The 17,235-nt window shown below is 73.3% G+C and carries 20 protein-coding genes and 1 pseudogene; 14 read left to right on the top strand and 7 right to left on the bottom strand.

All coding sequences use genetic code 11. The annotated features are described in order from the left end of the window. Positions 1-9 precede the first annotated feature (9 nt). Positions 10-1,479 carry a MocR-like pyridoxine biosynthesis transcription factor PdxR gene (pdxR, locus tag ACFYP0_RS16725; RefSeq protein ID WP_386996579.1) on the bottom strand — a complete coding sequence of 490 codons (1,470 nt, stop codon included), beginning with the start codon at positions 1,477-1,479 and terminating at the stop codon, positions 10-12. A 62-nt stretch (positions 1,480-1,541) separates the two neighbouring features. Here pdxR and ACFYP0_RS16720 point away from each other — a divergent pair, with 62 nt between their 5' ends. Both ACFYP0_RS16720 and ACFYP0_RS16715 read left to right on the top strand, forming a co-directional pair. Further along, positions 1,542-2,153, top strand: a complete 612-nt coding sequence (locus tag ACFYP0_RS16720) for a LysE family translocator (protein ID WP_091406584.1) — start codon at positions 1,542-1,544, stop codon at positions 2,151-2,153. Positions 2,154-2,160: 7 nt separating this feature from the next. Then, the gene (locus ACFYP0_RS16715) at positions 2,161-2,901 is read left to right on the top strand and encodes a B3/B4 domain-containing protein (protein WP_386996576.1); all 741 of its coding nucleotides are present in this window, start codon (positions 2,161-2,163) and stop codon (positions 2,899-2,901) included. On the opposite strand, the gene ACFYP0_RS16710 is transcribed toward ACFYP0_RS16715, so the two are convergent. Continuing rightward, positions 2,874-3,476 carry an MBL fold metallo-hydrolase gene (locus ACFYP0_RS16710; protein ID WP_112676645.1) on the bottom strand — a complete coding sequence of 201 codons (603 nt, stop codon included), beginning with the start codon at positions 3,474-3,476 and terminating at the stop codon, positions 2,874-2,876. The two genes, ACFYP0_RS16715 and ACFYP0_RS16710, sit on opposite strands and share 28 nt — an antisense overlap. Positions 3,477-3,555: 79 nt before the next feature. Between ACFYP0_RS16710 and ACFYP0_RS16705 the strand changes: the two are divergent. Both ACFYP0_RS16705 and ACFYP0_RS16700 read left to right on the top strand, forming a co-directional pair. Beyond that, a pseudogene (locus ACFYP0_RS16705) lies at positions 3,556-3,708 on the top strand (SDR family NAD(P)-dependent oxidoreductase); the annotation flags it as partial. Positions 3,709-3,727: 19 nt separating this feature from the next. Further along, entirely contained in the window at positions 3,728-4,138 is a 411-nt protein-coding gene (locus tag ACFYP0_RS16700) for an SDR family oxidoreductase (RefSeq protein ID WP_386996574.1), read from the top strand. A 20-nt stretch (positions 4,139-4,158) separates the two neighbouring features. On the opposite strand, the gene ACFYP0_RS16695 is transcribed toward ACFYP0_RS16700, so the two are convergent. After that, positions 4,159-4,755 (bottom strand): hypothetical protein, encoded by a 597-nt coding sequence (locus tag ACFYP0_RS16695; RefSeq protein WP_386996572.1) that lies wholly within the window; start codon positions 4,753-4,755, stop codon positions 4,159-4,161. A gap of 181 nt (positions 4,756-4,936) precedes the next feature. On the opposite strand from ACFYP0_RS16695, the gene ACFYP0_RS16690 reads away from it, so the two are divergent. The 3 genes from ACFYP0_RS16690 (at position 4,937) to ACFYP0_RS16680 (ending at position 7,377) form a co-directional block, all read left to right on the top strand. After that, entirely contained in the window at positions 4,937-6,034 is a 1,098-nt protein-coding gene (locus ACFYP0_RS16690) for a DUF5919 domain-containing protein (protein ID WP_386996569.1), read from the top strand. 72 nt (positions 6,035-6,106) lie between these two features. Next, the gene (locus tag ACFYP0_RS16685) at positions 6,107-6,988 is read left to right on the top strand and encodes a pentapeptide repeat-containing protein (protein ID WP_386996567.1); all 882 of its coding nucleotides are present in this window, start codon (positions 6,107-6,109) and stop codon (positions 6,986-6,988) included. A gap of 152 nt (positions 6,989-7,140) precedes the next feature. Next, positions 7,141-7,377: a preprotein translocase YidC gene (locus ACFYP0_RS16680; protein WP_355501782.1), complete on the top strand. Its 237-nt coding sequence runs from the start codon at positions 7,141-7,143 to the stop codon at positions 7,375-7,377. Positions 7,378-7,384: 7 nt separating this feature from the next. Here the strand turns inward: ACFYP0_RS16680 and rnhA are convergent, their stop codons facing one another. From rnhA to ACFYP0_RS16665, 3 genes are read right to left on the bottom strand one after another with little or no spacing between them, the layout of a single operon-like run. Further along, a complete protein-coding gene (gene rnhA / locus ACFYP0_RS16675) occupies positions 7,385-7,858 on the bottom strand; it encodes a ribonuclease HI (RefSeq protein WP_124853718.1) in 474 nt (157 codons plus the stop codon). A 10-nt stretch (positions 7,859-7,868) separates the two neighbouring features. After that, positions 7,869-9,161, bottom strand: coding sequence for a lycopene cyclase family protein (locus ACFYP0_RS16670; protein ID WP_386996563.1), 1,293 nt, complete (start codon positions 9,159-9,161; stop codon positions 7,869-7,871). Between the two features lie 55 nt (positions 9,162-9,216). Beyond that, complete coding sequence (locus ACFYP0_RS16665; RefSeq protein ID WP_386996560.1) at positions 9,217-10,485, bottom strand: MFS transporter; 1,269 nt, start codon at positions 10,483-10,485, stop codon at positions 9,217-9,219. Between the two features lie 145 nt (positions 10,486-10,630). Between ACFYP0_RS16665 and ACFYP0_RS16660 the strand changes: the two genes are divergently transcribed. The 7 genes from ACFYP0_RS16660 to ACFYP0_RS16630 all read left to right on the top strand — a co-directional run bounded on the left by ACFYP0_RS16660 (position 10,631) and on the right by ACFYP0_RS16630 (position 15,482). Next, positions 10,631-11,464: an ArsR/SmtB family transcription factor gene (locus tag ACFYP0_RS16660; protein WP_386996557.1), complete on the top strand. Its 834-nt coding sequence runs from the start codon at positions 10,631-10,633 to the stop codon at positions 11,462-11,464. A 310-nt stretch (positions 11,465-11,774) separates the two neighbouring features. Further along, on the top strand, positions 11,775-12,260 hold the full coding sequence (locus tag ACFYP0_RS16655) for a hypothetical protein (RefSeq protein ID WP_091406610.1): 486 nt from the start codon (positions 11,775-11,777) through the stop codon (positions 12,258-12,260). Positions 12,261-12,346: 86 nt separating this feature from the next. Next, positions 12,347-12,958 (top strand): class F sortase, encoded by a 612-nt coding sequence (locus ACFYP0_RS16650; protein WP_386996554.1) that lies wholly within the window; start codon positions 12,347-12,349, stop codon positions 12,956-12,958. Positions 12,959-13,082: 124 nt separating this feature from the next. After that, positions 13,083-14,183, top strand: a complete 1,101-nt coding sequence (locus ACFYP0_RS16645) for a magnesium and cobalt transport protein CorA (protein ID WP_386996552.1) — start codon at positions 13,083-13,085, stop codon at positions 14,181-14,183. Between the two features lie 215 nt (positions 14,184-14,398). Next, positions 14,399-14,815, top strand: coding sequence for a YchJ family protein (locus ACFYP0_RS16640; protein ID WP_386996549.1), 417 nt, complete (start codon positions 14,399-14,401; stop codon positions 14,813-14,815). Beyond that, positions 14,785-15,099, top strand: a complete 315-nt coding sequence (locus tag ACFYP0_RS16635; protein ID WP_386996545.1) for a hypothetical protein — start codon at positions 14,785-14,787, stop codon at positions 15,097-15,099. The genes ACFYP0_RS16640 and ACFYP0_RS16635 overlap by 31 nt, the downstream gene beginning before the upstream one ends. Beyond that, positions 15,096-15,482, top strand: coding sequence for a VOC family protein (locus ACFYP0_RS16630; RefSeq protein ID WP_386996542.1), 387 nt, complete (start codon positions 15,096-15,098; stop codon positions 15,480-15,482). Before ACFYP0_RS16635 ends, ACFYP0_RS16630 begins: the two co-directional genes overlap by 4 nt. Before the next feature lie 46 nt (positions 15,483-15,528). Here the strand turns inward: ACFYP0_RS16630 and ACFYP0_RS16625 are convergent, their stop codons facing one another. Then, positions 15,529-16,866: an MFS transporter gene (locus ACFYP0_RS16625; RefSeq protein WP_386996540.1), complete on the bottom strand. Its 1,338-nt coding sequence runs from the start codon at positions 16,864-16,866 to the stop codon at positions 15,529-15,531. Positions 16,867-17,235: the final 369 nt, after the last annotated feature.

The raw sequence follows: 17,235 nt of genomic DNA, 5'->3' as shown, positions 1-17,235 counted from the left end.
CGGACGGTCCTAGGGCCCGAGCGCGGCGGCGACAGCGGCGACGCCGTCCTCGATCTCGGTGGGCGTACGGGCCGCGTAGCCGAGCACGAGACCGGGCCGGTACGGCCGCTGGCAGTGCCAGGACAGGGGTTGCACCTTCACCCCGCGCGCCAGCGTCGCCGCAGCCAGTTCGGTGTCGACCACGGTGTCGTCCAGCGTGATCATCAGGTGCAGGCCGGCGGCGGCGCCGTGCACCGTCGCCGACGGCAGCGCGCGGGCCAGCGCGGCGATCATGGCGTCCCGCCGGCGGATGTGTCGGCGACGCAGCAGCCGCAGATGCCGCTCGAAGGCGCCGGAGGTCATCAACTCCGCCAGCACCAGTTGCGGTAGCACGGCGTTGCCCAGGTCGGCGTTGCGCTTGGCGGCCACCACGGCCTCACGCAGCCGCGCCGGCACGAGCAGCCAGCCGACCCGCAGGGCGGGGGCGAGCAGTTTGGAGACGCTGCCCGCGTAGCAGACCTGCTCGGGCAGCAGACCACGCAGCGCCGGCACCGGAGGACGGTCGTAGCGGTGCTCGGCGTCGTAGTCGTCCTCGATGATCAGACCGCCGGCCCGCGCCCAGGCGACGAGTTGGCGGCGGCGGTCACCGTCGAGCACCACACCGGTCGGGAACTGGTGCGCGGGGGTGAGCATCACGGCCGGTACGCCGCTGGCGGTCAACTCGTCGACCCGCAGCCCGGCGTCGTCGACGCTGATCGGCGGGGTGTCCATCCGCCAGTTGTTCAGGTGCTGGCGCACCCCGAGCGAGCCCGGGTCCTCGACGGCGACCCGGTCGAGGCCGGCAGCGGTGAGTGCCTGGGCGAGCAGCCCGAGCGCCTGGGAGACGCCGGCCACGATGATCACCTCGGCGGGGTCGACGCTGATGCCACGGTTGCGGGCCAGCCAGGCGGCGACGGCCTGTCGCAGCGCGGGCGTGCCACAGGGGTCGCCGTAGCCGAGGTCCGCGGCGGCGAGGCGGCGCAGCACGCTCCGTTCGGCGCGCAGCCAGTCCGCGCGGGGAAAGGCGGCCAGATCGGGTACGCCGGGCGTCAGGTCGATGGACGCGTGCGCCGCGCGTACCGCGTCGAAGATGTCGGTGCCCGGTGCCGGCGGGAAGGTCGTGACCGGTGCCGGCGCGGCGGCCGGTGTGGGTGTGGGCGCAGCCGGCGCGGCGACGACGACAGTGCCGGCCCGACCCCGACCGGCGATGTGCCCCTCCTCGGTCAGGCGCTGGTACGCCTCGGTGACCACGCCCCGGGAGACACCGAGGTCGGCGGCGAGCACCCGGGTCGGGGGCAGCCGGTCACCGACCGGCACCCGTCCTTCGGCGATGGCCTGCCGCAGCCGGTCGGTCAGCCAGGCGGCGCGCCCGCCCGGCGTCGCGTCGGTGATGGTCAGGTGCAGGAAGTCGGACCCGGCCGATATGGACCTCTCGGACGCGGTCACTTTGGCTCTGCCCATCGGACCATTGTGGCAGCAGAGTGAGCAGGAGCCAGACCTGCCAACTCCGTCGGAGGACGATCGTGACCATCCCGTTCCTGATCACCACGCTGATCGTGGTGGTCACCCCCGGCACCGGGGTGATCTTCACGCTCTCCGCCGGCCTGTCGCGGGGTGCGCGGGCCGGGGTGCTTGCCGCGTTCGCCTGCACGCTGGGGACGTTGCCCCATCTGCTGGCCGCGATGACCGGGCTGGCCGCGCTGATGCAGACGAGCGCGGTGGCGTTCGAGACAGTCCGCTACCTCGGCGTCGGCTACCTGCTCTACCTGGCCTGGTCCATGGCGCGAGACCGCGACGCCTTCGCGGTGACCACCGACGCCCCACCCCGCTCGGCGATCCGGGTGATCGTCTCCGGGGTGCTGGTCAACCTGCTCAACCCGAAGCCGACGATGTTCTTCGTCGCGTTCCTGCCGCAGTTCGTGGACACCACGGCACCGGGCTCGACCCGGGCGATGCTCGGCTGCGGCGCGGTGTTCATGCTGCTCACCTTCGTGGTGTTCAGCGGCTACGGCATCTTCGCGGCCCGGGTACGCGACCGGGTGCTGACCCGACCCCGGGTCACCGACTGGTTGCGCCGATCCGCCGCCGGCACGTTCGTCGCGCTCGGCGTGACCCTCGCCCTCACCGAACGATAGGACCACAGTGCAGTTCGAACACTCTCCGCGGCTTCGCGACGCGTACCCCGACCTGGTCGCCGGTGTGGTGCAGGCCGCCGGGATCACCGCCACCGTCGACGTGACGGCACGCACGGCGGCTCATCTCGCCCAGGCGCGGCGGCGGTTGGCCGGTGGGGCCGAGAGCGGGTTCCCGGAGATCCAGGCGTGGCGGCGGGCGTACGCGGCGATGGGGCTGCGGCCCACCAAGTACCGGTGCGCCGCCGAGGCGTTGCTACGTCGGCTGCGCCTCGACGGCGAACTGCCCCGGGTGCACCCGCTCGTCGACCTCTGCAACGCCATCTCGGCCGCGTACGCCATCCCGGTCGCGGCGCTCGACCTGGACCGGGTCGACGGCGACCTGGTGGTCCGGCCCGCACACGGCGACGAGGCGTACCTGAGTTTCGCGGGCGACACCGAGCATCCCGAGCCGGGCGAGGTGACCTTCGTCGACTCCGCCGGGCGGGCACACGCCCGACGGTGGACGAACCGGCAGAGCGGCTGGTCAGCCGTACGGGCGGGCACCTCGTCGGTGCTGATCGTCGCGGAGGCGCTGCACCCGGGTGGCGGGCCGGCCGTGGCCCGGCTGGTCGCCGACCTCGTGACGGAGCTGACCGAGGGGTGGTCCGCTCCGACGGCCGCCGCGGTGCTCACCGCCGCCGCGCCCCGTTTCCGCACCCCGGCGGCGGATGACGACAGGGGTCAGGCGGTGTCGCCGGGCAGCAGGTGACGGTAGCCCGGGATCGTCTCGGCGAACCAACCCGCGACACTGGCCAGACCGCGGTCGTTGAGCTGCGCGTCGTGGATCGGGTACGCCGCCGCCGCGCCCACGGCGCCGGCGAAGCGGATCGCCTCGTCGAGGCGCAGCCAGGACCCCTGGGCCGGGACGAGCAGGGTGCGCACCGGCTCGTCCGGCACGTGCAGGGCGTCGCCCGGGTGGTAGAGCTCGCCGCCGATCAGGTAGCCGAGGTTCGGGCAGTCGGGCTGCCCCTCGTGGATCGCGGCGTGCCGGCCACCGTGCGCGCTGACCGGAATGCCGGCCGCCGTGAACCGCTCGCCCGCACGGACCCGGGTCACCGGCAACGGGGCGAGATCCGGCAGGCGGGCACCCTCCGGCGCGTACACGGGGACACCGAGACCGGCGAGCCGCAACACGTCTATGTGGTCGGTGTGCTCGTGCGTGACCAGGACGGCGTCCGCGCCGGCCAGGGCCCGCGGCTCGCTCCACGTCCCCGGGTCGACGACCAGCACCCCACCGTCGTGCTCGACGCGGACACAGGCGTGCGTGAATCGGGTGATCCGCATCAGGCGACGGTACGCCGCCGGCGACTGAGTCGTGGTCCTCGTGGCGGTTGGGTCGGCCCTGCCGGGGTAGTGCGGCAACATGCCGCAGCGATATGAGAACTACCCGAGGATCGCCGTCGTCACCGGCGCGGACTCCGGCATCGGCAAGGCCTGCGCGGTGGCGCTGGCCGAGGCCGGTTTCGAGATCGGCATCACCTGGTACGGCGATCCCGACGGCGCGGAGCGGACGGCCGCCGAGGTCCGCGCGACGGATGCGGGCCACCGGTGCCGGCGGGCGGATCATCAACATCACCAGCGTGCACGAGCACGCCCCCCGGGTGGGCTCCGCCGCGTACTGTGCCGCGAAGGGTGGGCTCGGGCTGCTGACCCGGGTGATGGCCCAGGAGTTGGCGGTCGACGGAATCACCGTCAACGCCGTCGCCCCGGGCGAGATCGCCACACCGATGACCGGTCAGGAGGATGTCGACCCGTTCACTCAGGAACGCCCCGGCGTGCCGCTGGGGCGGCCCGGCGACGCCCGGGAGGTAGCCGCCGTGGTCGCGTTGCTCGCCTCCCCCGCCGCCAGCTACGTCACCGGTGCGTCCTGGCCGGTCGACGGGGGCATGTTGCTGATGGGTCCCCAGGCGGCGGCGTTGACGAACGACGACTGGCGATCGGTCTGAGCGGCACCGGCGCGGCGCCGTCAGCGCATCCGCGCGGCCGATGCCCGGACGATGTACGCGAACTGCACACCGAACGTCACCACCGCGACCAGAACCGTCACCCCGACCCCGACCCCGACGGTCGTGGCCACCAGCGCGATGCCGAGCCCGCTCAGCACCGCGTTGACCGCGCCCACGAGTGCGGCCGTGGTCAGCAGGAACTCCCACCGCCCCGGACGCGTGCCGACCAGGTTCCAGGCCGTGCTCATGGCGTCGTCGGCCCCCACCGCGTCGGCGAAGAAGTCGTGCTCGCCGGCGAGCTGATGGTGGTAGTAGGCCCGGATGCGCTGGATCCGCAGCAGGTCCAACGAGTTCTCCACGGTGGTCTCCACCAGCCGTAGAAACGTCAGCACCCCGATGATGACCAGCGTCGGCAGCACCGCGGCCAGGTACGGCCGGACCAGCTTGTCGTTGCTGGCGACGAAGCCGAGGCCGATCAGCGCCGCCGACAGGACGGACAGGAAGATGGTGGCGCGGCCGGTGGCCTCGGCGATGGTGCCGGCGCGGGACGTCTGCAACGCGTAGTGCTCGGTGGTCAGGACGGTGAGAAGCGCCTGCTCGCGTTCACCCTCGTCCATCCCGCCACCCTCCGTGGTCGCACGACTTCGTTACCGTCACCCTATGAGCGGTGGGGCGGGTCCGAGCGGTGAACCAGCCGCTCGGAGAACGGGACAGCGCCCAGCAAAGCGGGCACGTATCCTCCGAACTCCGGTGATCAGCAAGCGGCGGTGGGGCCGACCGACGGCGGAAGGGGACCGGATGCCCGGGTGGGCTGGTCGGGGCGGGCGGCAACGACGGGCCTTCGTCGTCGGTGGGGCACTCTTCGCGATCGCCGTCGTCATGTTGCTGGCCGCCTGGCGCAGCACCGGCTTCCTCAGCGACCTGCTGCTCAACCTCGGGGCCAGCGTGGTCCTCGCGGCCATCTCGTACGTCATCTTCGACCCGTTGTTCGAGGAGGCCCGCAAGGCGCGGGTGCAGGAGCACCTCAGCTTCGACCAGCAGGCGTTCGTGACACGGCTGCACCGCTCCGGGCGTCGGGTGCGCATCCTCGACACCTGGACGATCCTGCTGGAGCAACGGCACCGGGAGGAGACGCTGAGCGCGGTGCGAGCGGCGCTGGCCAACGGCGCCCAGGTGCAGTTGCTCCTGCTCGACCCCGACTGCACCGCCGCCCAGCAACGCTCCGAGGAGCTGGAACGGCAACGGGTGGACGTGCCCCGGCAGATCCGCACCAACCTGCGCCACCTGGCCGCGTTCGCCGAGGCGCTCCACTCGCGGCTGCGCCACCGCCTACAGGTCCGGCTCTACGACGCGTCCCCGTCGATCCAGCTCTACCAGTGGGACGGGCGGGCGCTGATCTCGTTCTTCCCGATCGGGAAGTTGTCGTTCAACGTGCCGCAGCTCGAGGTGGACATGGACAGCCCGTGGGGCGGGTTCGTGCACGCCCGGTTCGAGGAGCTGTGGGAGCACGAGCAAGCCACCCTCGACCTGGAGCGATACTGGTCGGTCACGGTCACGCTGCGCCACGACGAGTCGGACGTGGTCGAGGTTCGCGTGCCGTTCGTGACGGTGGACGGGCAGCACTACGTCGACTGCCGGGGGTTCCGCGTGACCGGGCCGCTGACGGTGCGAGCCGTGCTGCCGCCCCGCGCGCCCGGGCCGGCGCCCGGCGTGTTCGCCCTGGCCGAGCCCGCCGACGGGGACCGCACCCCGGTTGCCGTGGTGAAACGGCACTTCGACCAGAAGTACGGGCACGACGACGGCGAGCGGGACGTCCGCCGACTGGTGCCGCCACCGGGCGATGCCCGTACCCCCGCGCCCCGCACCGCGCCGGCCGGCGACACACACGCACGGTGACCCCCGACCGACCCCGGGGTTCGGCACAGGAAACAATGGTGGTCCACCCTGATCGCCAGGAGGACCGCCGGCGTGTCGCACCGCACCGCACCGCCGTCCGGGGCGGCGCAGCTGCGCGCCGACTGCGGACGTTGCTTCGGGCTGTGCTGCGTGGTGCCCGCCTTCGCCGCGTCCGCGGACTTCGCCATCGACAAGCCGGCCGGCTCGCCCTGCCCCAACCTGCGTCCCGACCACCGCTGCGGCATCCACACCGAGCTGCGGCAGCGTGGTTTTCCCGGCTGCACGGTGTTCGACTGCTTCGGGGCCGGGCAGCAGGTCGCCCAGGTGACCTTCGGCGGGCGGGACTGGCGGGACGCGCCGGAGACGTTGCCGGCGATGGCGGAGGCGTTCGCGGTGCTGCGACCGCTGCACGAACTGCTCTGGTACCTCACCGAGGCGGTGGCGCTGCGCCCGCCGGCCGATCTGCGCGCCGAGCTGGAACGCGCCCGCGCCGAGACGCTGACGCTCACCGAGGGTGACCCGGCGCAACTTCGCGCGGTGGACGTCGCCGACCAACGGAACCGGGTCAACCCCCTGCTGTCCCGGGCCAGCGACGTGGCCCGCGCCCCCGGCGGCGCCGACCGGCGGGGCGCGCACCTGCTCGGGGTGGACCTGCGCCGCGTCGACCTCCGCCGGGCCAACCTGCGCGGAGCGCTGCTCATCGGCGCCGACCTGCGCGGAGCGGACCTCGGTCTGGCCGATGTCACCGGCGCGGACCTGCGCGGGGCCGACCTGCGGGGCGCGGATCTGCGACGCACGCTCTTCCTGCACCAGACCCAGCTGGACGCCGCCCGAGGTGACACCCACACGAAACTGCCGCAGACGCTCAGCCGGCCGGCGCACTGGACGGCGCTGCCGCTGACCCCGGTCCGTCAGCCGGCTCGCTCCCCCGCCCGTCGGGGCCGTCGCCGCTGAGGCCTGTCCGCCGCCGGACCCTGCGGCTGCCGTCCGCTGCGCCGCAGGCCGAGACGGTCGGCTCGGCGGTCACCGCCGGCAGGTCAGGTTTCGGCCGGGACGACGCCGGGTAGCCAGCGCCGACGCGAACCGGCATCGACGGGGGGCACGGCGTGGGCTACCGAAATCGCCAGGGTGAGCAGCCGAGCGACCCGCAGCACAGCGAGGACGAGGCCGGCCAGGCGCCACTGGTGCAGGTCGAGACGGACACCGAGGTCCCCGCACCGGCGGACACCGACGTCCGGCCGGACATCGTGACCGAGCCCGACAACTCGGGCGTCGTCGGTGGCTCGTCGGGCAGCAGCGGCGGTGGGTCGAGCATGCCGGGACACCCCGACGCGACCCGCTGACCCGGGCTCAGCGGGTGGTCAGCGCGCCCCGCGCCTCGGTCATGCCCTTGTTGGCGAGCCCGTCGGCCCGTTCGTTCTCCGGGTGGCCGTTGTGCCCCTTGACCCACAGCCAGGTGACCTCGTGCCGCTCGCAGGCCGCCTCCAGACGCTGCCACAGGTCGGCGTTCTTCACCGGCTGCTTCGCGGCGGTCCGCCAACCGTTGCGCTTCCACGACGCCAGCCAACTGGTGATGCCGTTGCGCACGTATGTGCTGTCGGTGTGCAGCTCCACGGTGACCGGCCGGTTCAGGCTCTCCAACGCCTGGATGGCCGCCATCAGCTCCATCCGGTTGTTCGTGGTGGGCGTGGCCTCACCGCCGCACAGCTCCCGCTCGTGATCGCCGTAGCGCAGCAGCGCACCCCACCCACCCGGACCGGGGTTGCCACTGCACGCCCCGTCGGTCCAGATCTGCACGCCTCTGCCGGCCGCCGCGTCCACCATGCCCGGCAACCTACCGGGCGCGGACGTCGTCGTCCCCGCTCGGGGGGCCGCCGCGCCGCGCCGTCGGTGTCCAGCGCCCTGCGTCGCCCACCACGGCGGGTGGGATGGCCGGCGCGGGCCGGGTGGGGTGCACCCGGTCGCGGACCCGCTGTACGGCGTCACCGGCGGTCGCGGCGATCATCGGCCACAGCCGGGTCGAATTCATGATCGCGACCTCCTCGGCCGGAGTGGTGCCACCGTCGAGGAAGCGCAACACCCGCTCGGCCGGGTTGCGGTCGAAGAGCCGATCGAAGAACTCGGGACCGCCCACCCCACCCCGGTCCAGTGCGCGCAGCGCCACCGCGTCCATCCAACGGTGCCGGCGCGGGTACGCCGGCGCGGGCACCGGCGCGCGGCCCGCGGCGAGGGCGCGGGCCACCTGGTCGGCCTGGCGGTACATGGCGGAGAAGGTGAAGCCGGTGGAGGGGCGGGTCGCGCCACCGGCCGTGCCGAGCCGGACCACGCGGGGGGTGGGCCGGGCCGGGAACGGCGCGTCGGTCATCGGGATCACCCCATTCTCCACCTCGCGCACCCGCAGCCCGGTCGGATCCAGTCCGAGCAGGTCCCGGTAACCGGCCAGCGCAGCGTCGTACCCGGCGTCGGTGAGCAGGTCCGGCGAGAACTCGGTGTACTCGACCAGTGCGTAACGGTCGCTGACCGGCAGCACGTACCCGAAGGAGACGCCGCGGGGCGGTTGCGGGGTACGGAAGTCCATCAGCACCGCACGCGTCGGGTCGAACACCGGCCGGTCAGCCTCCAGCCACCACCCCCGGAAGTGCTGCAACCAGGTCGTTCGCCCCGCTCGGGCCGGCGGGCGGGGGCGGGAGTCGAGCACCCAGCCGGCCCGTACGCCGCGCCCGTCGCCGGTGCCCACCAGCACCCGGTCACCGTCGTCGCGCACCGTCTCGGCGGGCGCGACGATCCGGGTGGCGTGGAGGCGACGCTCGGCGTCGGCAGCCCGGTCGTAGACCGGGCCGGAGCGGAGCATGGCGTACCGCAGCGGGGTGAGGTCCAGGACGCGGCGTCGCGCCGCCGTCGCCACCTCGACCTGCTGCCAGCTCGCGCTGAGCAGCGGGTCCAGGTCGCTGTCCGGGTGACCCCAGAACGCCCAGGTGCGGTCCTGACCGCGTCGGCGCACCGGGTCGACGATGGCGATCCGCAGATCCCGGACACCGTGGCGGTCCAGTGCGGCGAGCAGCAACGATGCGGCGCCGCCGCCACCGAGCAGCGCGAGGTCGACGTCGAGCGGCGCGGAGTCGGTCACCCGTACCACGCTGCCACACCGTCGCACGCCACCACCGGACGGGCCGGAACGGCGCTCAGGCCACCGGGGCGGGCGACTCGACCGGGGGCGGGTCGGCGAACGCGCGCGCCACCGCAGCGCGGTTGAAGACCCGCCAGGTGGCGGCGGAGACGCCGATCGCCACCACCAACCCGACCCAGTACGGCGCGGTGATGCCGAATCGGGCGGCGAGCAGCCCGCCCAGCAGTGCGCCCACGCAGTTGCCGCCCGCCGCCACGAAGAGGTTCGTGCTGGCCACCCGGCCCTGCAGGTTCGGTGGGGTGAGTCGTTGGCGCAGTGAGTTCGACACGATGTTCCACAGCCCCCCGTGCACGCCGAAGGCGAACAGCGCGAACCCGACCACGATGGTGCTGCGGGACGCGGCCAACGCCAGGTGCAGCCCCGCCTCGACGAGCAGGCCGATCCGGATCGTCCAGGTGGCGCTGATCCAGGCGATGATCCGGTCGCCGAGCAGCGCGCCGAGCACCCCACCGGTGGCCATGCAGGTGAAGAGCAGGCCGTAGCCGACGGACCCGAGCCCCAGCCGCTCGCCGGCGAGCAGCACCAGCACCGCGAGCGCGGCGGTGAGGGTCACGTTGAGCAGACCGATCAGCACGGCCATCGTGCGCAGCAACCGCTGGTTGGCCAGCCAGCGCAGTCCTTCGACGATCTCGCGGCCCATCGAGCGGGTACGGGGTTCGTGCGTGTCGCCGACGGCGGCCCGGAAGTCCCCGCCGATCAGCGCCACCAGCACGGCGCTGAGGGCGTACGTGACGGCGTTGACCAGGAACGGGCTGCCCGCCGAGAGCGCGAACAGGAAGCCGCCGAGCGGGCCGGCGAGCATGCTGTGCATGAGCGTGGCGCCGCCGCTGAGCCAGCCGTTGGCACGCTCCAGGCGGTGCCGTGGCACCACGACCGGCACCATGGCCTGGCTCGCCGCCCGGAACACGATCTCACCGGTGTTGACCAGGAACAGCACCGCGAACAGCAGGGCCACCCCGCCCCGGCCGCTGAGGATCGCCGTGGCCAGAACGGCGAGCGCGACCACCCGGACCAGGTCGATGACGATCATCAGGCGGCGCCGGTCCATCCGGTCCACCAGCACCCCGCCGGGCAGGGCGAAGAGCAGCCACGGCAGCCACGCCACGGCGGACGCCCCGGCGACCACGAGCGGGTCGTCGGTACGCGACGCGACGAAGAGCGGCGCGGCGACGGTGGCCAGGCCGCTGCCCAGGGCCGAGAGGGTGCTCGCCGCCCAGAGTTTGGCGAAGACCGGTCCCAGGCCATCTCCCACGTTCCGTGTCACGGCGAGCGAACCTACCAGCGTCTCCTCTGGCCGCACGGGGATTTATCCCTCCGGCAGAAGGCCGTCCGCAGCCGGGTTGACAGGCAACCCGCTGGTTGCCTAACTTGGCAAGCAACCGAATGGTTGCCTGTTGCGGGGAGGGCCGATGGACGACGTGTTTCGGGCACTGGCCGACCCCAGCCGGCGCCGACTGCTGGACCGGCTCAACGAGCGCAACGGCCAGACCCTGCGGGAGCTGTGCGACGGGCTGGCCGGCACCCGCCAGGCCGTCAGCAAGCACCTGTCGGTGCTGGAGGCGGCCAATCTCGTCACGACCGTGCGGCGCGGCCGGGAGAAGCTGCACCACCTCAACGCCGCCCCGATCAACGCCATCGCCGACCGGTGGCTCAGCCGCTACGACCGCGAGCGCGCCGCCACCCTGGCCGACCTGACCACCGCATTGGAGCGACAGCCCATGGAGAGCCCGACCTTCGTCTACACCACCTACGTCACCACCACCGCGCAGCGACTGTGGTCCGCGCTCACCGAACCGGCGTTCACCCGTCGCTACTGGGGTGGAGTCGCGCTGGTTTCCGACTGGCAGGTCGGGTCACCTGTGCTGTGGCAGGACGCACCGGACGGCGAGCCGCGCGACCTCGGCCAGCGGGTGCTCGTCGCCGAGCCGTACCGTCGTCTCTCCTACACCTGGCACGGCTTCCAGGCCGAACACGCCGCGCACTTCGGCTGGTCCGCCGAGGAACTGGGCGCCCGGCTCGGTGAGCGCCGGTCGAAGGTGACCTTCGAGATCGAGCCGCACAGCGGGTCGGCCGTCCGGCTGACCGTCATCCACGACGACTTCTCCCCCGACAGTGAGATGCACCGGGCGATCAGCGGCCAACTCGACGGCAGCGGCGGCTGGCCTGAGCTGCTGGCCAGCCTCAAGACCCTGCTCGAGACCGGCGAGCCGATGCCCGACCCGACCCAGGCCCAGGCCCGCTGACCCGAGCGCGGATCACCTCGGCCAGGTGGTGCATTTCCGCCGTCTTCGGCAATACCTCGCCATCGGCCCAGCGGCGACAGCCCGGCCGGAGCAGACATCGATCGGAGCACCCGTGCCGGTCGGGGCGTCCGGGCCTTTCCGCAGCTCTCCCCGCCTTCGGGTGGACACGTGACGGCAACGAGGATTTCTCATTTTCACCTGATCGAGGACCCAACCCACCTAGTGTTGGGCACACCGGTGCTAGTCACGGAGTTGGCCACCCGAACGACGTCCCACGCAGTCAGCGGACGAAAAGTGAGGGAAGACGCGTATGAAGGTCTCAACAGCACTCTGCTCGGCGGCGCTCGGCGTGGGCCTCGGCACGCTTCTGCTGCCAGGCGCCGCACTGGCCGACACCACGGTGTCACCGGCCACCACTCCGGTCGGTGGGACCGTCGTGCTCACCGCGACGACCTGCAACCCGAAGTCGGGTGACGCCCTCTTCCGGGTCACCGGCCCCAACCGCGACCAGAACGTCCGATCCACCACGGCCGCCGCCGGCGGCGGGCTGAGCGCCGAACTCTTCACCGCAGGGTTCACCCTGGGTACGTACACGGTGGCGGCGACCTGCGGCGACGGCAGCTCGGCCGGTACCGCCACCTTCGCCGTCACCCCGATCGGCGGCGCGCCGGCCGGCTCCGGTGGCGACAACCGTGACACCGGCGCTCTCGCCGCCGGCGGCACGCTGCTCGGCACCGCCCTCGCCGGCGCGGTGATCCTGATCCGCCGGCGCCGTCCGGTGTCCACTGTCGCCTGATCGGCGGCCGTTCCATCCCTGAGACGGGTGCCCGCGCCGGTGACACCGGTGCGGGCACCCCGACGATCCGGTACGGAGGTGCACACGTGTGGTGGCGGCGGACCCTACCGGCAGTGGTCGCGCTGCTCGGCGTGACCGGGCTCGGGCTGATCACCGTCGGCCTCACCGCCGACCCGGCGCGGCCACCACGACCGTCGGCCGACGCGCCGACCCGCACCCACCCCGCACCGGACCTGGCGCCGCTGTCACCCGCCGCGCCGGTCCGGGTGCAGATCCCCGCCATCGACGTACGCGCCGACATCGTCCCCGTCGGCGCCGACGCCGCCGGGGTGCTGGAGGTGCCGCCACTGGATCGGCCCACCCTCGCCGGCTGGTACCGGCACGGGGTCAGCCCCGGTGAGACCGGCAACGCCGTCCTGGTGGGACACGTCGACGCACCGTCCGGCCCGGCGGTCTTCTTCGACCTCGGTCGGCTCCGCGCCGGGCAGCAGGTACAGGTCACCCGCGCCGACGCACGGGTCGTCACGTTCACAGTGGACGACGTCCGGGCGTACCCCAAGGAGCACTTCCCCACCACCCTGGTCTACGGCCCGGCGGACGCCGCCGGGCTGCGCCTCATCACCTGCGGCGGTCGGTTCGACGCCGCCACCGGCAACTACGTCGACAACGTCGTCGTCTTCGCCACCCGCACCGCCTGAGCCGCGCCGCAGGCCCGCGCCGCCCGCGCCGCCTCCCCGCTGTCGGGAGCCGGACCCCGCTCGGCAGAATGCGGTGGCACCATCCCCTGGTCGGGACGGTGCGCCGGCGACGGGGAGGCACGCGGTGGATCAACGACCGGTACGGGACCGGACCGGTCGAGGCGTCCGCGCCCTGGCCCGGCGACTGCTCGGACGGGTCGAGGGCGACTCCCCCACCCCCCGCCGGTCCAACCCGGACGCCGTGGTCGACTGCGCCGTCTACGTCAACGGCCGGCGGGAACCCGGTCAACCGCACTACGCCGACGCGTACGCCCGGGCACGGCAGGGCCGCGGCGCCTTCGTGTGGCTGGGACTGCACGATCCCGGCCCGGCGGTGCTGGCCGCGGTCGGCCAGACCTTCGGCCTCGACGAGCTGACCGTCGAACAGGCGCTCGCCGACGGGCACCGACCCACCGTGCAGCGCCACGGGCCGGTCACGCTGCTGGTCCTGCGCACCGCCGGGTACGTGGAGCACGACGAGCTGACCGACACCTCCGAGGTGATCGACACCGGGGACGTCATGGTGCTGCTCGGTGACCGCTTCGCCATCACGGTGCGACACGGCGCCGCCGGGGCGCTGCGCAGCGTCCGCGCCGACATCGAGCGCCGCCCCACACTGCTGGCCGCCGGACCGTGGTCGGTGGCGTACGCGGTCTGCGCCCGCATGGTCGACTCCTACCTGGAGGTGGCCGGGCACGTGGAACGGGACCTGGAGCGGGTCGAGGAGGCGGTGTTCGCCCGCGACCGCACGACCGACATCCAGCACATCTACCAGCTCAAACGGGAGGTGGTGGAGTTCAAGCGGGCAGTCCTGCCGTTGCAGGCGCCGATGCGTACGCTGCTCGAACCCGACGGCCCGCCGCGTGCCCTGCACCGCTGGTTCGTCGACGTCGACGGCCGGCTGAGCCGGGCGGTGGATCGGGTGGCCGCGTACGACGACCTGCTCACCTCGATCGTCCAGTCGCGACTGGCGCAGCTCGCCGTCGAGCAGAACAACGACATGCGCAAGATCGCCGCCTGGGCGGCCATCGCGGCCACCCAGACCGGCATCGCCGGCATCTACGGCATGAACTTCAACCACATGCCCGAGCTGGCCTGGCGCTACGGCTACGCCGGAGCCCTCACCCTGATGGCGGCGGCGGCCCTGTTCCTGTACCGGCTGTTCCGCCGCTCCGGCTGGCTCTAACCCACCACTCCCGCTCCCGCCCCCGCCCCCGCTCCGGCTCCGGCTCCGGCTCCGGCTCCGGCTCCGGCTCCGGCGATCTTGCACTTTGTGTTGTCGATACGCCCCTTTCACCGCTTATGCCACGACAGAAAGTGCAAGATCGCGAGGATGAGGGCTGGGAGGGGCGGGGGCGGGGACGAGCCGCGGGGGCGGGAGGGGTGCGGCAGGATGGCGACGTGGGTAAAGGTGCGGGACGACGGCGGGCGAACGCGACGACGGGACGGGCGTGCCCGTGCGGCTCCGGCCGGGCGTACGCGGACTGCTGCGCGCCGGCGCACGGCGGCGACGCCCCGGCGACGGCCGAGGCGTTGATGCGCTCCCGGTTCAGCGCCTTCGCCCTCGGCGACTCCGGTTACCTGCTGCGCAGCTGGCACTCCTCGACCCGGCCCGCCTCCCTGGAGCTCGCCCCGGGGCAGCGGTGGACCCGACTGGAAATCGTGGAGACCGAGCGGGGCGGCCTGCTCGACACAGCCGGCACGGTGACCTTCCACGCCCACTACCGGGACGCGGGCCGGCCCGGCACGTTGACCGAACTCAGCCGGTTCGTCCGCGAGGACGGCCGGTGGGTCTACCTCGACGGTGCGCAACCCTGACGGCAGTTCTCGACGCCGACGAGACGGCACGCGCCCGCTGGCTGCCCGACGTCGAGGTGCGCGTCCGCACCGCCACCGCGCCGCGCAGCTCCCGGGCCGACTGGGCCGGTGGCCCCACCAGGATCGTCGTCGGAATCGACGCCGTCGGCGAGTCAAAGGCCCGGGTCAACGTCCTGCACGAGAAGCTGACCGGAGCCGAGCAGGCCGCGGAGTTGAAGGCGTACTGGCGGGACCGGCTCGCCGCGCTGAAGGTGTTGCTCGAAACGGACGGAGACCACCGATGACCATGACATTCATCAACCTGCCGGTGCGCGACCTGACCACCGCGACCGAGTTCTATCGGGCGATCGGCTTCACCAGCGACCAGGCCGAGCCGGACGGCGACAGCAAGGTACTCACCATCTCCGACACCACCCGGCTGGTGCTGCACCTCCGCTCGGGCTTCGAGGCGTACACCGGGGTCGCCACGACGGACACGGCGACCAGCCGGGAGGTCATCGTCGGGCTGTCGGCGTCGAGCCGAGGGCAGGTCGACGAACTGGTCGACCAGGCGGCGGTCGCCGGCGGTGAGTCGCTCGGGCCGGGAATGACCAACGGGCCGATGTACATGCGCGGCTTCCGCGACCTCGACGGCCACCAGTGGTCGTTCCTGCACATGGCCGGCTGACCATACGGCCCGGCGGCGGCCCGAGGAGGCCGCCGCCGGGCCCCGGTCAGTCCGGGCCGCCCGGCACAGCCGCGGCCACGCCGACGGGCACTGCCGTCCGGCGCCGGCGGGTCAACAGCACCAGCGCCACCACGAGGTACGCCCCGGCGGTGAGCGCGAACGCCACCGCGTTGCCGGCCGCCGTGGCGAGCAGACCGTAGCCGGCGTACGTCACGATGATCAGCACGTCGGTGGCCATGCCGGCCAGGGAGGTGACGGTGGCGCGGCTGGTGCCGGTGATCCGGGCCTGGAGCCGCGCGTCGGCCAGCACGGTGGCCAACTGCGCGGCGCCGAAGGCCACCGCGAGCAGCACGAACCCCGCCGGATGCCGGAGCAGGGCACCCGCGGCCAGCGCGACGCCGACCAGCCCCAGCAGCGCGGCGTAGCCTCGGCTGCCCAGCCGCTCCCCCGCCGGGGCGAGCAGCCCGCCGACGGTCACCCCGGCCCAGAGCAGCAGGAGCAGCAGGGGTACGGCCTGCGCCCCGACGCCGGTGTCCAGGGCGAGCAGCGGGGTGTACTCGTCCAGAGCACCCCAGTCGGCGGCGACCACAGCCACCAGCAGCACGGCGGCCCGTACCGGCGGACGGGTGCGGACCTGCGACACTCCGGTCCGCAGCGTGTCCCACCACCCCAGGTCACCATCGTCGTCCGGCCTCGCGGGCGGGGCGGCGTCCGGCTCGTCCCGCCGGGATGGTGCGGCGCCCACCGGGCGGGCGGCCAGCGCCGGCTCGGCGACCGGAACGCGTACGGCGGCGGGCACGCGGTGTTCCGGGAGGCGGGTGGCGACGATCGCGGCGAGCAGGCAGGCGAGCACGCTGGCCGCGCCGACCACCGGGTAGCCGCCGACGGCGAGCACCGGGCCGGCGAGCACTCCGGAGACCACCACGCCCAGCACGCCCGCCGTCCGCGCCCTCCCGAGCACCCGGGCGTACCGGCCGACAGCGCCGAGCCGGTCCAGTTCGGTCCAGACCAACGCCTCCAGCGCACCGGAGACCAGTGCGCCACCGGCGCCCCAGAGCAGGAAGCCGACCGCGAAGGCCGGGTACGACGGCAGCAGCACCCAGAGCGCGAACCCGAGCGCGGCCACCAACGGGGCGAGGCACAGCAGCAGCCGGCGGGACAGCACGTCGGCCCAGGCGCCGGAGGGCACCTCGAACAGGATGCCGGCGGCGGACCAGATGACGAAGAGCGACGCGATCTGCCCCACCGACAGCCCGGTGTCGGCGAAGAACACCACGTACAGCGGGTAGAGCAGGACGAAGTCACTGAGGAACGCGTACCCGTAGAGGGTCGCCGTCAGCCGACGGACTGCCGGCTCGGGCACGCGCGAAGCGGTGAGGATCATGGGACCTTCCCGTGGGAGTGGAGACGGACACCGGACGTGCGGTGCCCGTGGTGGCCCACGGGATCGGCCGACGCTGCTGGATCAATGTCGCCAGGTCATGCCCGCGATGCTAGACAACCGGCGCGGCCGCGGCCAGCGCTTTCGGCGTGCCGGGCAGCGCGAAACGTGCCGGGTGAGCGAGGCGTGCGGACAACGAGAGGCGGGGCGGGGTCAGATAGATCCCCCCCCCCCCCCCGACCCCGGGTGTGAGCGCCCGGGGGCCCGCGGGGTGTGCCGGGGGGGGTGACCGTGGGGGCGGGGGGGGGGGCCCGGCCCCCCCCCCAACGGGGGGTGCGCCCCACCACGGCCAAACCCCCCCCCGCCCCCCGG

This window comes from Micromonospora arida, assembly GCF_042873195.1.
Lineage (GTDB): Bacteria > Actinomycetota > Actinomycetes > Mycobacteriales > Micromonosporaceae > Micromonospora > Micromonospora arida.
This window is presented reverse-complemented; position numbering and strand designations above follow the sequence as displayed.

Excerpts from the sequence above, each read along its gene's own strand:
- pdxR (WP_386996579.1), bottom strand. The coding sequence starts at position 1,479 with ATGGGCAGAGCCAAAGTGACCGCGTCCGAGAGGTCCATATCGGCCGGG.
- ACFYP0_RS16710 (WP_112676645.1), bottom strand. The coding sequence starts at position 3,476 with ATGCGGATCACCCGATTCACGCACGCCTGTGTCCGCGTCGAGCACGAC.
- ACFYP0_RS16700 (WP_386996574.1), top strand. The coding sequence starts at position 3,728 with ATGCGGGCCACCGGTGCCGGCGGGCGGATCATCAACATCACCAGCGTG.
- ACFYP0_RS16695 (WP_386996572.1), bottom strand. The coding sequence starts at position 4,755 with ATGGACGAGGGTGAACGCGAGCAGGCGCTTCTCACCGTCCTGACCACC.
- ACFYP0_RS16690 (WP_386996569.1), top strand. The coding sequence starts at position 4,937 with ATGCCCGGGTGGGCTGGTCGGGGCGGGCGGCAACGACGGGCCTTCGTC.
- rnhA (WP_124853718.1), bottom strand. The coding sequence starts at position 7,858 with ATGGTGGACGCGGCGGCCGGCAGAGGCGTGCAGATCTGGACCGACGGG.
- ACFYP0_RS16660 (WP_386996557.1), top strand. The coding sequence starts at position 10,631 with ATGGACGACGTGTTTCGGGCACTGGCCGACCCCAGCCGGCGCCGACTG.
- ACFYP0_RS16655 (WP_091406610.1), top strand. The coding sequence starts at position 11,775 with ATGAAGGTCTCAACAGCACTCTGCTCGGCGGCGCTCGGCGTGGGCCTC.
- ACFYP0_RS16630 (WP_386996542.1), top strand. The coding sequence starts at position 15,096 with ATGACCATGACATTCATCAACCTGCCGGTGCGCGACCTGACCACCGCG.
- ACFYP0_RS16625 (WP_386996540.1), bottom strand. The coding sequence starts at position 16,866 with ATGATCCTCACCGCTTCGCGCGTGCCCGAGCCGGCAGTCCGTCGGCTG.